This is a genomic window from Vibrio sp. 10N.239.312.C11, from assembly GCF_041466065.1.
Taxonomy (GTDB): domain Bacteria; phylum Pseudomonadota; class Gammaproteobacteria; order Enterobacterales; family Vibrionaceae; genus Vibrio; species Vibrio tasmaniensis_A.
Map to the genome: position 1 here is coordinate 19051 of NZ_JBFSRZ010000053.1, position 14820 is coordinate 33870.

15 protein-coding genes are annotated in these 14820 nt (G+C 44.1%); all 15 read right to left on the reverse strand.

The window, feature by feature from the left end; translation table 11 throughout:
* Positions 1 to 19: 19 nt before the first annotated feature.
* Positions 20 to 562: a peptidoglycan-associated lipoprotein Pal gene (pal, locus tag AB6D07_RS18615; RefSeq protein ID WP_009846381.1), complete on the reverse strand. Its 543-nt coding sequence runs from the start codon at positions 560 to 562 to the stop codon at positions 20 to 22.
* A gap of 111 nt (positions 563 to 673) precedes the next feature.
* Positions 674 to 2026 (reverse strand): Tol-Pal system beta propeller repeat protein TolB, encoded by a 1353-nt coding sequence (gene tolB, locus AB6D07_RS18620; protein WP_009846380.1) that lies wholly within the window; start codon positions 2024 to 2026, stop codon positions 674 to 676.
* A gap of 12 nt (positions 2027 to 2038) precedes the next feature.
* Entirely contained in the window at positions 2039 to 3106 is a 1068-nt protein-coding gene (gene tolA / locus AB6D07_RS18625; protein WP_017104271.1) for a cell envelope integrity protein TolA, read from the reverse strand.
* 13 nt (positions 3107 to 3119) lie between these two features.
* Entirely contained in the window at positions 3120 to 3563 is a 444-nt protein-coding gene (gene tolR, locus AB6D07_RS18630) for a protein TolR (protein WP_017104272.1), read from the reverse strand.
* Between the two features lie 3 nt (positions 3564 to 3566).
* Complete coding sequence (tolQ, locus tag AB6D07_RS18635) at positions 3567 to 4250, reverse strand: protein TolQ (protein ID WP_009846377.1); 684 nt, start codon at positions 4248 to 4250, stop codon at positions 3567 to 3569.
* Positions 4240 to 4677 carry a tol-pal system-associated acyl-CoA thioesterase gene (ybgC, locus tag AB6D07_RS18640; protein ID WP_017104273.1) on the reverse strand — a complete coding sequence of 146 codons (438 nt, stop codon included), beginning with the start codon at positions 4675 to 4677 and terminating at the stop codon, positions 4240 to 4242. Before ybgC ends, tolQ begins: the two co-directional genes overlap by 11 nt.
* 172 nt (positions 4678 to 4849) lie before the next feature.
* The gene (gene ybgE / locus AB6D07_RS18645) at positions 4850 to 5152 is read right to left on the reverse strand and encodes a cyd operon protein YbgE (RefSeq protein ID WP_009846375.1); all 303 of its coding nucleotides are present in this window, start codon (positions 5150 to 5152) and stop codon (positions 4850 to 4852) included.
* Positions 5145 to 5252: a cytochrome bd-I oxidase subunit CydX gene (cydX, locus tag AB6D07_RS18650; protein WP_000270284.1), complete on the reverse strand. Its 108-nt coding sequence runs from the start codon at positions 5250 to 5252 to the stop codon at positions 5145 to 5147. Before cydX ends, ybgE begins: the two co-directional genes overlap by 8 nt.
* A gap of 31 nt (positions 5253 to 5283) precedes the next feature.
* Positions 5284 to 6420 carry a cytochrome d ubiquinol oxidase subunit II gene (cydB, locus tag AB6D07_RS18655; RefSeq protein ID WP_017104274.1) on the reverse strand — a complete coding sequence of 379 codons (1137 nt, stop codon included), beginning with the start codon at positions 6418 to 6420 and terminating at the stop codon, positions 5284 to 5286.
* A gap of 13 nt (positions 6421 to 6433) precedes the next feature.
* The gene (gene cydA, locus AB6D07_RS18660; protein WP_009846373.1) at positions 6434 to 8020 is read right to left on the reverse strand and encodes a cytochrome ubiquinol oxidase subunit I; all 1587 of its coding nucleotides are present in this window, start codon (positions 8018 to 8020) and stop codon (positions 6434 to 6436) included.
* Between the two features lie 551 nt (positions 8021 to 8571).
* Entirely contained in the window at positions 8572 to 9588 is a 1017-nt protein-coding gene (gene ruvB / locus AB6D07_RS18665; protein WP_009846372.1) for a Holliday junction branch migration DNA helicase RuvB, read from the reverse strand.
* A gap of 103 nt (positions 9589 to 9691) precedes the next feature.
* On the reverse strand, positions 9692 to 10303 hold the full coding sequence (gene ruvA / locus AB6D07_RS18670) for a Holliday junction branch migration protein RuvA (RefSeq protein WP_017076435.1): 612 nt from the start codon (positions 10301 to 10303) through the stop codon (positions 9692 to 9694).
* Positions 10304 to 10395: 92 nt separating this feature from the next.
* Positions 10396 to 11856, reverse strand: a complete 1461-nt coding sequence (locus tag AB6D07_RS18675; RefSeq protein WP_017104275.1) for a methyl-accepting chemotaxis protein — start codon at positions 11854 to 11856, stop codon at positions 10396 to 10398.
* Between the two features lie 194 nt (positions 11857 to 12050).
* Positions 12051 to 12572 carry a crossover junction endodeoxyribonuclease RuvC gene (gene ruvC / locus AB6D07_RS18680; protein ID WP_004736470.1) on the reverse strand — a complete coding sequence of 174 codons (522 nt, stop codon included), beginning with the start codon at positions 12570 to 12572 and terminating at the stop codon, positions 12051 to 12053.
* Positions 12573 to 12730: 158 nt separating this feature from the next.
* Positions 12731 to 14503 carry an aspartate--tRNA ligase gene (aspS, locus tag AB6D07_RS18685; RefSeq protein ID WP_017104276.1) on the reverse strand — a complete coding sequence of 591 codons (1773 nt, stop codon included), beginning with the start codon at positions 14501 to 14503 and terminating at the stop codon, positions 12731 to 12733.
* Positions 14504 to 14820: the final 317 nt, after the last annotated feature.

Sequence of the window (14820 nt, forward strand, 5' to 3'; positions counted from 1 at the left end):
ATTATATAGCCTACTGAAATTAGTAAACTAGTACTGCACGACGGTTTTTAGCGTACACGTCTTCAGATTGACCTAGAAGAAGTGGCTTCTCTTCACCGTAGCTTACGATAGAGATTTGGTCTGCTTGAACACCTAGAGCTTGTAGGTATTTCGCTACAGCTTGTGCACGACGCTCACCAAGTGCGATGTTGTACTCAGGAGTACCGCGCTCATCAGCATGACCTTCAACAGTAACGTTCATATCAACGTTCTTAACTAGGTATGCTGCGTGAGCTGCAAGCATTTCTTCGTAGTCGCCAGCGATAGTAGAGTTATCGAATGCGAAGTAGATTGTTTGAGTTTCGCGTAGCGCTTGCTCTTTAAGCTCTTGCTCAGACAGTTGACCGTTAGCGTCAATTGGCGTTACAACAGTTGTATCTACGTTACCTTCTGAACCTGAAGTTGTTTGGTTGCTTTCTGTGCCAGATGTTGCAGAAGTTGCTTCATCAGTTGAGCTACATGCCGTTACTGCCATCACTGGTAGTGCAATCATCAAGCCTTTAAGAACTTTGTTAAGTTGCATCTTTTTTTCCTTACGTTATCAAACTTAGTTTCTACAGCTACTAAGTGCTATAGATAGTTAAATGCCACAATAGTTAACACTATCAATAGCTAAAAGAATGTATCAAATCGACTAGAGAAACGGTGACCACGAAGGTGCTCTTACGCGTCCGTTCGTTGCTGGTAATCTAGCCTTAAAACGACCATCGATAGAAACCATCGATAGTACGTTTGTTTTGTTGTAAATAGAGCTATAGATAACCATACCTCCATTCGGTGCAATACTTGGAGATTCATCTAACAATGTTTTTGTTAGCACCTGAACCGCACCAGTTTCCAAATCTTGTTTAGCCAAGTTAAAACCCGAATTGCTACGATTAACCATAATCAGGAACCGTCCGTCAGGAGTGATCTGGCCACCTAAGTTTTGGCTACCCTGCCAAGTAATACGAGATGTCGAATTATTTGACAAATTTACATTATAAATCTGTGGTTTACCACCACGATCAGATGTGAAAATTAGAGACTTGCCATCTGGGTGCCAGAATGGTTCAGTATTGTTAGAACGACCGCGGGTAATTTGAGTCAGCTTGCGGCTAGCAAGGTCGAGCGTGTACACCTGAAGGCTGCCTGTTTTAGACAATACCAATGCCAACGTTTTACCATCTGGCGAGAATCTTGGCGCACCATTATGACGAGGGTATGACGTCACTTTCTCGCGCTCACCCGTATAAATATTCATTATGAATATTTCAGCTTGGCCATTTTGGAAACTCACATACGCAAGCTTCTTACCGTCTGGCGACCATGCTGGTGACATAAGAGGTTGCTTAGAACGAAGCACCAAACGCTCGTTAAAGCCGTCGTAGTCAGCAACACGAAGCTGGTACGGATATTTGTCTTTGTCGTTCACAACTACGTAAGAGATACGCGTTAGAAACGCCCCTTTCTCACCCGTTAGCTCTTCATACACTAAATCAGAGATTCGGTGTGCGTACTCTCTCAAGCGTTTACCTGGCACTGTCGCTTTCTTGTTGAACAGCACATGATCTTTAGAAAGTACTAATTGGCCTTCATCGCTTAGTGCACGGCTTTGCCCTTTAGTCAGTTGACCACGAACAATGTCGATCAGTTGGTAGTTCACCACATACTGCCCTTCGGCATTTTTAGTGATGCTACCTGTTAGCAGTGAATCAACACCTAGGTTAGTCCAAGCATCAAAATTCACCTCGGTTTCGCTGTATGGCGTTTGAGGCATTTTACTTGTCGCAACTGGGCTGAATTTACCACTGCGTTGCAAGTCAGAAGCGATAACTGCTGACACATCGTGCGGCAATGGTCCTGCGCCTTCCCAACGGAAAGGAACAATAGCGATAGGTCGTGCAGAGTTAATACCATCTGTAATAACCAGCTCCAGTGCCGCATGGGCAAACTGGCTGCTTGTAGCTATTAAGAAAACAAAACTCAGTAATAGTTTCTTTAACACAAGTTCGTCCTTTTACTCTGGTGATACAGTTAAGTTAATGTCTTTCAGTGATTTTATAATGTCTGGGTCCTTAGGTAACGGGTAAGATTGCACTTGTGCTACCGCACGCTTCGTTGCCGCACATAAGCGACTGTCACCATCTAAGATACTCAATCTACCTAATATCGCATTAGATCCCGTTGGAATAAGCTTTAGGTTCACTCGACATGAACGACCTCTGTAGCTGTCTTCTAACAACAAGTTTTGTTGAATGAGTTGGGTATAGATAGCACCATAACGCTGCGCCTCATCACTAATAAATTGTTGTCTAGCTGAAGAGTTTTGAGTCGCTTCAGTTTCAAGCCCAGCAAAGATGTCGTTCAATGCTGCCTCTTGTTGTTTGCGCTCTTTTTCGGCTCTTGCTGCAGCTTCTTTTGCTTTACGGGCTTTCTCCGCGGCTGCTGCCGCTTCTTTCTCTTTCGCTATACGTTGTTTCTCAGCACGCTCAGCGGCTTCTTTTTCTTTACGAGCTTTTTCAGCGGCCTCTTTAGCGGCTTTTTCTTTCGCCACGCGTTCTTGTTCAGCTTTAGCAATGGCCGCTTCTTTTGCCTTGCGTTCTTTTTCTGCTTTCACAACCGCGGCTTCTTTCAACTTACGATCAGCTTCTGCTTTAGCGGCTTTCTTTTTCTCTTGTTTTAAGCGAGCCTCTTCAACTTTACGTTGCTTTTCATTTTCAACTCGACGCTTTTCCGCGTCGCGAGCCGCTTTGGCTTCTTTGGCTTGTTTTTCTTTCAGCTTTCGAATGTTCTCTTCTTCAGCTTTACGATTTTTTTCAAGTCGTTCGCTTTCACGTCTTAGTTTATCTAAACGCTCTTGCTCTTTTTTGCTCGCCGCTTCTCTTTGTTGACGAATCTGTTGAGCTTGCTGGCGAACCAACTGAGGATCAATCACCACAGCTTGAACCATCTGCCCTGTTGGCTTAGGTTCTGACATCGTGAAGTCTGCTCCCCAAATAAGAGCGACGAATAGAATGACATGCAGCCCGATTGAAATTAGAAGCGGCGTTTTGAAATTATTGGATTTTTTATTATTCGCTTTCATGAATGCTACGGAGCTATTCCCTTATATCCGTTAAAAGGCCAACCTTTGGCACACCTGCACGGCTTAATTCATCAAGTAAGATAACCACTTCAGCGTAAGGCGTTGCGGCATCACCACCAACAGCCACTGGAGAGTTTGGCTTAAGAGACAGCTCAGCTTTCACTCGGACGATAATGTCTTCCATCGATAAACCACGCTGTACTTCTTCGTTGTTCACACTCAAACCAAGCTCACCGTCTTTGTTCACTTCAACGATAATGAAACTCGCGTTGTCGTCACCCAATAGATCTTGTGCAGATTTGGCCGTTGAAGCTTGAGGCAATTCAACATCTACGCCTTGAGTAACAAATGGCGAAGTCACCATAAAAATGATCAGCAAAACAAGCATAACGTCGATGTAAGGTACAACGTTAATCTCTGCTGTCATTTTGCGTTTTTTAGGTTGGTATCCGGCCATCTATTATTCCCTGCCAGCCATCGCTTGACGGTGAAGAATACTATGGAACTCTTCAGAGAAAGTCGCGTAGTTGTGCTCTAACTTACCAACTCGGCTGCTAAAACGGTTATACGCCATCACAGCGGGAATCGCCGCGAATAAGCCCATTGCTGTCGCGATCAGTGCTTCTGCAATACCAGGAGCAACCATTGCTAATGTCGCTTGCTTCACTTCACCTAATGCGATGAATGAGTGCATGATGCCCCAAACCGTACCAAATAGGCCAATGTATGGGCTGATAGAACCGACGGTCGCCAAAAAAGGTAAGTTCGTTTCGAGTTCATCAACTTCGCGAGCAACCGCAACACGCATTGCACGACCAGTGCCTTCCATGATGAAGTCTGGAGACGCTGCATTTGATTTTCGAAGGCGAGCAAACTCTGTGAAGCCGGCGTAAAAAATCTCTTCAGTACCAGAGAGTTCGTCTTTGCGCTTATTACTCTCCTGATACAATTTAGCGAGATCAACACCAGACCAGAACTTATCTTCAAACACGTCAGTTTGTTTAGTAGCTTGAGATAATACTTTGCTTCGTTTGATGATCATCGCCCAAGAAACAACAGACATGCCCATGAGAATTAGCATGACCATCTTAACTAGTAAGCTAGCTTCTAAAATTAGGCCTAAGATTGAGATTTCAGCAGTCACTATTCGTTAGCTCCGTGAGAATAAATGTTGGCATTGCTTTGGGTTTCATTTTTTGATTGTCGATACATGCTACCTTAACCATTGCTTTACACAATGCTTTGCCATCAGGATTTACGATCTCTTGACAGAAGACCAAGGTAGCTCGCTTCAACTCGTAAATATTTGTAATGACTTGTAAAGAATCATCAAGGCGCGCACCTTGAATAAAATCGATGTCCATATGTCGGACTACAAAACCGATATTTTGTTCTAACAAGACTTGCTGAGAGACGCCAATTGAGCGCAACATCTCAGTTCGAGCGCGTTCGAAAAACTTAAGATAGTTTGAATGGTATACAACACCACCTGCATCGGTGTCTTCGTAATACACTGTCACTGGCCACGTAAATGGCTTAGATAATCCCTGCAATTTGATACCACAATTCAAAACGATAAAGATCTCACTATAACCTAACTCCTTATCATTAATAGTATATCGCTGTGAATTTTTTGATTTAAGAGACGAAAAAAAAGGCCATCTGTATAAGATGACCTCTTTTTGGCTAAAAACCCAACAAGTATAAAGGTTCACGTCGTTATGAACCTAAATCCTTTGCCTTTTATAAAAGGCGCAGCACCGTTAGGTAGAGCAAAATTGTGAGTGAAACGTATGGGCTGAACAGTAGTTGCCACATCCAAGCTCTCGGCTTAAATCCGATACCGTAAACCATGCTTGAACATGCTGCCCAAATGAACATTGGCCCGATGATCGCATTAAAGCCACCGATGCTTGTCGCATACGCTTCAGGTTCCCACATCACTAAACCTACATGCATGAAACCCAATACTAGAGATAAAGCTCTTAACAGAGTCTTATCCATAGGTTGATGCAGTTTAGCGATTTGCTCTGCGAGATTACTCACTGTCTTTATCCATCATTTCTGAATGCTCTAACCATAGAGCATTGATGATGCCGAATGCACATGCTAGAAGTACACCCAAAATCCATGCGAAATACCACATAAAATTTCTCCTAAGTTATTTAACTTCTAGCTTAGTAAGCTGAAACGTCGTTATCTTCGATGTGTTTCTTATCTAGACGGCCGAACATTTTGTAGTATGTCCACGTTGTGTAGCCAAGAATCACAGGAACCATTACCGCCGCAACTCCAGTCATAAGACCAAGCGTTAGCTCACTTGCTGTTGAATCCCACATAGTCAAGCTATGGTTAGGGTTCCAGCTTGATGGCATTACGAATGGGAACATTGCAAAACCAGCCGTTAGAATAACACCAGCGTTCGATAGGCTTGAGAACAAGAATGCGAAACCACCACGCTCAAAGCGAGATGCAATCACAGCAAGCAGTGGCATTACTACACCAAGAATCGGCGCAGCCCACATTGCTGGATACGTTTCGAAGTTTGTCATCCAAGCACCAACTTGAGGTGATACTTCTTTATTTAGTGGGTTTGAATCAGCAAACGTGTCTATCGTGCTTGTAATTACATAGCCTTCGATAGATTGAACCCAGAAACCACCGATAACGAACAGAGCAATAGCAATTAGGCCAGTGATCTGAGCAACGTTACGTGCGCGGCTGTGCAGTTCTTCTGTTGTCTTCATTTGAAGCCATGTTGCACCTTGCATCACGAACAACATCAGAGCCAACACGCCACATAGCAATGCAAACGGGTTTAGCAGAGCGAAGAACGTACCATGATACTTAGACATCATCAGGTAGTTCAGCTCGAATGGAACACCTTGTAGTAAATTACCAAATGCTACACCGAAGATGATTGGCGGAACTGTGCCACTAAAGCAAAGTGCGTAGTCCCATGCCTTACGCCATTTTGGCTCTTCAATCTTTGAGCGGTAATCAAGCGCAAGTGGACGTAGCCAAAGTGCTGCTAGCGTCACGTACATTGCGAAGTAGAAACCAGAAAACGACGTTGCGTAAACCAATGGCCATGCAGCGAACAATGCACCACCAGCCGTAATTAGCCATACTTGGTTGCCATCCCAGTGAGGGGCAATAGTATTCAGCATAATACGACGTTCAGTGTCGCTCTTACCGATAACCGGTGAAAGAGCAGCAACACCCATGTCAAAGCCGTCAGTTACGGCGAAACCAACCAGTAGAACACCGATCAATACCCACCAAATAAGTCGTAAGCTTTCGTAATCAAACATAATATTCCCTCACTTATACTTCGACTGAACGGCTAACTTTGTCTTCAACAGAGTTATCGTTTTGTTCAAAGTGGTAACGGCCTGTCTTTAAGCTACTTGGACCTTTACGTGCGAATTTCAGCATTAGGTAAACTTCAGCAATCAAGAACACTGTGTACAGTGCAAGAATTGCAAATAGAGAAGTCCAAAGCTGTTCAATAGTCAGTGCTGATGCAGCAACGTTAACCGGCAGGATTTCACCAACCGCCCATGGTTGACGACCAAATTCAGCAACAAACCAACCTGCTTCAATCGCAATCCAAGGTAGTGGGATTGAGAATAGCGCCGCTTTAAGTACCCATGGTTTCTGTTCGATCTTCTGACGACACGTTTGAACAAACGCCGCACCGAATACAAACAGCATGATGAAGCCACAAGCAACCATCAGACGGAACGACCAGAATAGAGGCCAAACTGTTGGGATAGAATCATCCGCAGCCATTTGGATTTGGTCTTCTGTTGCATCAACAACATCGTCTGTGTAGCGCTTAAGAAGCAGACCGTAACCTAGGTCACCTTTTACTTCGTCAAATGCCGCTTTGTTCTCTTCTGAACGGTCACCACCACGTAGCTTTTCAAGCAACTCATACGCATACATACCGGTACGAATACGATCAACGTGATCGTCGCGCAAGTCACGTAGTCCTGTTACTTCTGTATCAAAAGAACGTGTTGCAATAATACCCATAACGTAAGGGATCTTAATTGCGTAGTCTGTGTGCATGGTTTCTTGGTTTGGAACACCAAATACAGTGAACGCGGCTGGTGCTTCTTCAGTGTGCCATTCAGCTTCAATAGCTGCTAGCTTCACTTTTTGAACTTCACCAAGCTCGTAACCAGATTCATCACCTAGTACGATTACTGACAAGATCGCCGCCATACCGAAAGATGCTGCAATCGCAAAAGAGCGACGAGCAAACGCAAGGTCACGACCTTTAAGAATGTAGTATGAGCTGATACCAAGGATGAACATTGCACCCGTAGTGTAACCAGACGCTACTGTGTGTACGAATTTAACCTGCGCTACTGGGTTTAGGACAACTTCAGCGAAGCTCACCATTTCCATACGCATGGTTTCAAAGTTAAATTCCGCACCCACTGGGTTTTGCATCCAGCCGTTCGCTACCAAGATCCAAAGCGCTGAGAAGTTAGAGCCAAGAGCTACTAACCACGTTACCGCTAAGTGCTGACGCTTCGACAATCTGTCCCAACCGAAGAAGAAAAGACCAACAAAAGTAGACTCTAGGAAGAATGCAACAAGCGCTTCGATAGCCAGCGGAGCACCAAAGATGTCGCCAACATAGTGAGAATAGTAAGACCAGTTAGTACCGAACTGGAACTCCATGGTTAAGCCTGTCGCTACACCAAGAGCAAAGTTAATACCAAACAATTTACCCCAGAACTTAGTCATGTCCTTGTAAATTTGCTTGCCAGTCATTACATAAACTGACTCCATAATGGCAAGTAGAAATGCCATACCTAAAGTCAGTGGAACAAATAGGAAGTGATACATCGCTGTAAATGCAAATTGCAATCGCGACAGATCAACAACATCAATCATGGTAACTCCTTTGTGTCGGCTGAATGACACTTGTGTGATTATTCACCGCAAAAATCCGTGTTAAAACAATTCGTGAGATTGTTATTACAAATTGAAATTTGTAGTAAAAACGTACCGTTATAGTTAGATTATTGTTAAGCATGAGCTAATATAGCTGGCGCTAATATTACTGGTAAAATCAGTATGTTTCAAAAGGTTTATAGGAGAACCTTGCGTTGATTTGTATCAATTTTATTCAAGCAAATTAGAGTTATTTTTGAACAGTTATGATTAAAATCACACCAATTATGTCTCTATTAATAGCAGCATATGATATCTGTGACAAAAGCTCAGCACCGCATCAACATATGAATTACAACTACCCATAAAGTATTAACAAAAAACATAACAGCTTATTTCATTTTTTGTTACTCAATTCAAACGTGAAATCAAAGTTTTCATTTTTGAGGGAGCTATTCAGCTTTTTTATCGACTCGCTCAAAGAGTTGTTATTCAATAGAAAGCAAAAAATCCCAGCGCTTATGCAACTGGGATCTTTAAAAATGAATAAATTAACGATTAGATGGTTTATCGATGCCGAAGTGTAAATACGCTCTGTCGGTCGCGATTCGACCTCTTGGCGTTCTTTGTAGATAACCTTGTTGAATCAAGTAAGGTTCTAACACATCTTCAATGGTATCTCTTTCTTCACCAATCGCCGCAGCCATGTTGTCTATACCAACCGGGCCACCACCAAACTTCTCCATAATCGCAAGCAAAAGCTTCCTATCCATGTAGTCGAAACCTTTAGCATCGACATCCAACATGTTTAGCGCTTTATCAGCAACCTCTGGGCAAATATGTCCATCGCCTTTCACTTCCGCATAGTCACGAACACGGCGCAGTAAACGGTTAGCAATACGTGGCGTACCACGAGCTCGACGAGCAACTTCTAACGCCCCTTGCGATTCCATAGAAAGACCAAGACAATCAGCACTTCGTTGAACGATGTTTTGTAAATCTTCAACTTTATAGTACTCAAGACGCTGAGTAATACCGAAACGGTCACGCAACGGCGATGTCAGTGAACCAGCACGAGTGGTTGCGCCAATCAAAGTGAAAGGAGGAAGGTCGATCTTGATAGAACGTGCCGCTGGGCCTTCACCAATCATGATATCTAATTGGTAATCTTCCATTGCCGGGTACAACACCTCTTCAACCACTGGGCTCAGACGGTGGATCTCATCAATGAATAGAACATCATTTTCTTCAAGGTTGGTAAGCAATGCCGCCAAGTCACCTGCTTTTTCTAATACAGGTCCTGAAGTAGTACGAATGTTCACATCCATTTCATTAGCAACAATGTTTGCCAATGTAGTTTTGCCCAAGCCTGGAGGACCAAATATCAACAGATGATCGAGCGCCTCATTACGCATTTGTGCTGCTTTGATGAAAATTTCCATCTGACCACGGACGTGATCCTGACCTTGATAGTCAGCCAGTGCTTTAGGGCGTATTGCACGATCAATGACATCTTCATCTTTGAATACTGGGTTGTCCGGTGCAATAAGGCGATCGGCTTCAATCATAAATTCTGTTATTCCTAACTCTGCTCTTCCTGACTCTGCGCTTCTTGACTCTGTGTAAAGGCAAAGTGAATGAGTCTATTTTGTAGAACAAGTATATGAGGTATTAAACCATCGACTTCAGTGCTTCGCGAATCAATTGTTCACTTGTCATGCCATCTTTAGCCACTTGAGCAACAACTTTAGAGGCTTGAGTTGGTTTATAACCCAGCGCAAGTAATGCGCTTACTGCTTCTTCTTCTGCATCGTGAACCGTTGGCATAGAGTCCATAGGCGCTGCATCCGTTGCAGGCGTAAACAGATCACCTGCTCCCCACCCTTTCAAGCGGTCTTTCATTTCAACGACAAGACGCTCTGCGGTTTTCTTACCCACACCCGGAAGTTTAACCAACGTAGAGATATCTTCACGTTCAACGCTCTGAACAAACTGGCTAGCGGTCATGCCTGAAAGTATGCCTAGGCCTAGCTTAGGACCTACACCATTTGCTTTGATGACTTCACGGAACAGAGCACGCTCTTTTACCGTATTGAAACCATAAAGTAGCTGCGCATCTTCACGTACGACAAAGTGAGTGTAGATAATTGCCTCTTCGCCAACGTTTGGTAATTCATAAAAACAGCTCATTGGCATTTGTACTTCATAACCAACACCACTGACTTCGATTAGCAACTCTGGTGGCTGTTTTTCTATTAATGTACCGCGTAGGCGTCCGATCACAATTCACTCTCTTGATGGAATATTATTTGAGGGACAGAATATAAAAGAACTGGATGCTTATCCAGTTCTTTGTGTTTATTAAGGTGATTTATTTAAGCTTGCTTAGCTTGGGAAACCACACTATTCAGGCTTTCAACCAGTTCTTTTACCGAAGTAACATGGCCTGTTAATTCAGAACCATAATTGGCCACTAAACCCGATACTGATTTAGTTTCTGCAACACTCTGCGCCACCTCTGAACTCGCGAGATCGAGTTCTTTCAGTGAGCTCATCTGCATCGCCATGATATTGGTAAGCTGATTAACATCAGTAGAAATGGTTTGAACCTCTGAGATGATGCCGTTCATTTCATTCGCCGTAGTTTCAATAATGGCTCGACCGTTTTCCACTTCTTCTTTACTGCGATCTAACAAGGTTCGAATCTCTATCGCAGAATGACTGCTTTTCGCCGATAGCTCTCTCACTTGATCGGCCACCACAGCAAAACCTCGTCCTTGTTCACCGGCTCGAGCGGCTTCTATTGCTGCGTTGAGTGCTAATAGGTTGGTTTGTTCGGCTACGGAAGTAATCAAATCGGCGACTTTCATGATTTCTTGATTACTTTGAATGATCTGGCTGATTGCACTGGTTGAGGCTTCTAGTGACTCAGAGCTCTTTTGCGCTTTGGTTCCCACCGCTTCACTGCGCTCTTTCAGTTCACCCACAAATGAATTGGATTCTTCGATGCCTTGAGTCATTTGATGGAGTTGTTGGCTCATCTCTTCTGCAGCGCTCGCTTGAGATTCACAATTGACATTCAACACTTCGACTTGAGCATGCAAGTCTTGTGATTGCTGATCTAAATGAACCGAAACACCTTGTAGACTCTCCGAATTCGAATTGGCTTGGTCGAGCACGATAGAGAGCTGACCTTCACTTTGCGTCGCTTGGTTGGCAACATGTTGGCTTTCTGAAATCGCATCCTCTGCCATTTCGATTGCCACCTCTTTTTGCTTAGCGGTAAAGGCTTGGGCAATGCAGATCACCACCAGCGGCATAATCACACCAGACCAAGTTTCTACCACTACCGCATCAGGGGTTAACTCAAGCTGGGGAAATGCAAATCCATTGAGATGTGCTGAGGTCATCACTAATGAAACACCGATAACCAGTCCACTCCACACCAAAGCCACAATTCGTGTTCCTGATAAGAAGAAAGCGACCACTAACAAAGGCACCCAATAAGCTTGGGTGGAATCCACAACCCCACCACTTTGATAAATGATGTTCAACGCGTGGACAGCCATGCCGACAAAACCAAAGTTAAGTGCAAGGCTTGGCTTACTCGTCACACGAAGTAGCAGTGCAGAGATCAGTTCGAATACGATAAGAAATACAGATGTGGCGATCAGAAGTTGCTCTTCGTGCTTAGTCCACTTGATTAAGCTATAAACACCCACGAAGAATGCGATAAAAGTGAAGAGTAATAAGATATCGGCTTGTCTGACTTCGTTGTTACTCCACCCATTGCTTTTGGGTAGAAACAGCGCGCGCCACAGCTTGATTGGGTTCATCAGTGATCATCCTTGATTAACTTGTAAGACCTCTGACCAATGTTAATAACATGTTAAATGATACGCAATGTTATTATCTGGGTTCTGTTCGAAAGATCTCATTTCATCAAGGATTTGGGGGCGTATTGTTTTGATATGAGCCAAACAGGGCGTAAGGCTCATCGAAAGCAAACTTCTAGAAAGCGATGGGGGGATTAACGGTAACGCCCTTTTCTCGCCCCTGTCGCTTTACCTGCCAGTGCAACCAAGGTTTTATTGGTGTTAGCGTGAGTGATCGCTACGCCTAACGCATCGGCTGCATCGGCTTGTGGCTTAGCGGGTAGTTTGAGCATGCTCATCACCATGTTCTGAACCATCGACTTATCAGCGCCACCATTACCTGTCACCGCTTGTTTGATTAGACGAGCCGCATACTCATGAACGGGCAAATCCGCATTCACTGCTGCCACAATCGCGCTACCACGAGCTTGTCCAAGCTTAAGTGCTGAATCGGCATTCTTCGCCATGAACACTTGTTCGATCGCGAATACGTCAGGCTGAAACTGAGTAATGATCTCACTAACGCCCGCATAGATTTGCTTTAAGCGACCTGGCAATTCTTTCTCGGAAGTACGAATACAACCACTACCTAAGTAATATAGATGGCGACCATTTTGACGAATCACGCCATAGCCGGTAATGCGAGAGCCAGGGTCAATCCCTAAGATAATAGACATAACTTCAATACTGATTATTTATACATGCTTTATGAGCTTAGTATATCGAACGCAAAAAAAAATGCCCGTCAAATTAACGGGCATTTCGTTGTTCTGCGAAAGAAAAAGTTCTATCGAAAACTCACTGCTTGATTAGAAAGTTGAGCTTAATCGTTTGATTAGTCTTCTTTCTTCGCTAAGTTAACAGCGATTGCTAGCTCTTCCAGTGATGCTGGGTTTGCTAGGCTTGGCGCGTCTGTTAACAGACATGCTGCAGCTGTTGTTTTCGGGAATGCGATAACGTCACGGATGTTCTCTGTACCACAAAGAAGCATTGCTAAACGGTCAAGACCGAATGCTAGACCTGCGTGTGGTGGCGTACCGTACTTAAGTGCCTCAAGTAGGAAACCGAACTTCTCTTGCTGTTCTTTAGCTTCGATACCTAAGATACCGAATACAGCCGTTTGCATTTCTGCGCTGTGAATACGTACAGAACCGCCGCCGACTTCGTAGCCGTTGATTACCATGTCGTAGGCATCAGAGTTAGCTGCTGCTGGGTTCGATTTTAGCTCTTCCGCGTTCACACCAAGTGGTGATGTGAATGGGTGGTGCATAGCGTGAAGATTGCCTTCGCCATCTTCTTCGAACATTGGGAAATCAATAACCCAAAGTGGAGCCCAAGCTTTCTTGTCTGTTAGCTCTAGGTCATCACCTAGCTTGATACGAAGTGCGCCCATTGCTTCAGCAACGATGTTCGCTTTATCTGCACCAAATAGAATGATATCGCCAGATTCAGCTTGAGTGCGCTCAAGAAGACCGTTGATCACGTCTTCGTTTAGGAACTTAGCAACTGGAGATTGGATACCTTCCATGCCAGCAGCACGGTCGTTAACCTTCATCCAAGCTAGACCTTTCGCGCCGTAGATACCTACATGCTCTGCGTAACCGTCGATTTGCTTACGAGTTAGCTTAGCGCCACCTGGTACACGGATAACCGCTACGCGACCTTTTTCGTCGTTCGCAGGGCCAGAGAATACTTTGAACTCAACGTCTTTAACCAAGTCAGCAACGTCTACTAATTCTAGTGGGTTACGTAGGTCTGGTTTATCAGAACCGAAACGACGAATCGCTTCAGAGAAAGGCATTACTGGGAATTGGCCCAGTTCAACATCTAGAAGCTCTTTCCACATATCGTGAACTAGCTTCTCAGTGATGTTACGCACTTCTTGAGAAGACATGAACGATGTTTCGATATCGATTTGAGTAAATTCAGGCTGACGGTCAGCACGTAAATCTTCATCACGGAAACATTTAACGATTTGGTAGTAACGGTCAAAACCAGACATCATCAGCAATTGCTTGAACAGCTGAGGAGATTGAGGAAGTGCGTAGAAGCTACCTTTGTGAACACGGCTTGGTACTAAGTAGTCACGAGCGCCTTCAGGCGTCGCTTTCGTTAGTACTGGTGTTTCGATGTCTAGGAATAGGTTCTCATCTAGGAAACGACGAACGAAGCTAGAAGCACGTGCACGAAGCTTAATACGATCGCTCATTTCTGGACGACGAAGATCGATGTAACGGTACTTAAGACGCTGCTCTTCAGAGTTCGTTTGGTTGAAGTCTAGTGGAAGCGCTTCTGAACGGTTGATGATCTCAAGGCCAGTTGCGTAAAGCTCAACTTCACCCGTCGCCATATCTTTATTTACTTGGCTGTTCGGACGAACGCGTACTTCACCAGTAAACTTGATACAGAATTCATTACGCAGTTGGTTAGCGATCGGAAAGATATCTTTCATACCTGGATCGACAACAACCTGAACGACGCCTTCACGATCTCGCATATCGATAAAGATAAGACCGCCTAAATCACGGCGACGGTTTACCCAGCCGCACAATTCTACAGTTTGTCCCGCCAGGGACTTGTTCAGGTTACCACAGTAATGGGTACGCATAATGAATTTCCCAATCTCTTAATTATTTACTAATTTCCAAGCTGTCAGTGGTCATTCCACACAACAGAGCAAAGGAACATTTATACGCGGAAACTCGCTTAAAATCGACCTTCCACATTCGAATTTATTGTGTTTTATCTGGCTTTGCTGCTTTTTAGCCCATCAAGTGCGCAAAGATTCATCAAAACCGAAAGAATTGCGATAATTATATCTCGAAAGTACCTTAATCAGCAAAACTCTCGTAAAGTAGATTTTAGGGCGCGTTGACCTTTCGTGGTTAAATTTTGTTCGAGATAAAAGCGTTTTAATCGCGGCGA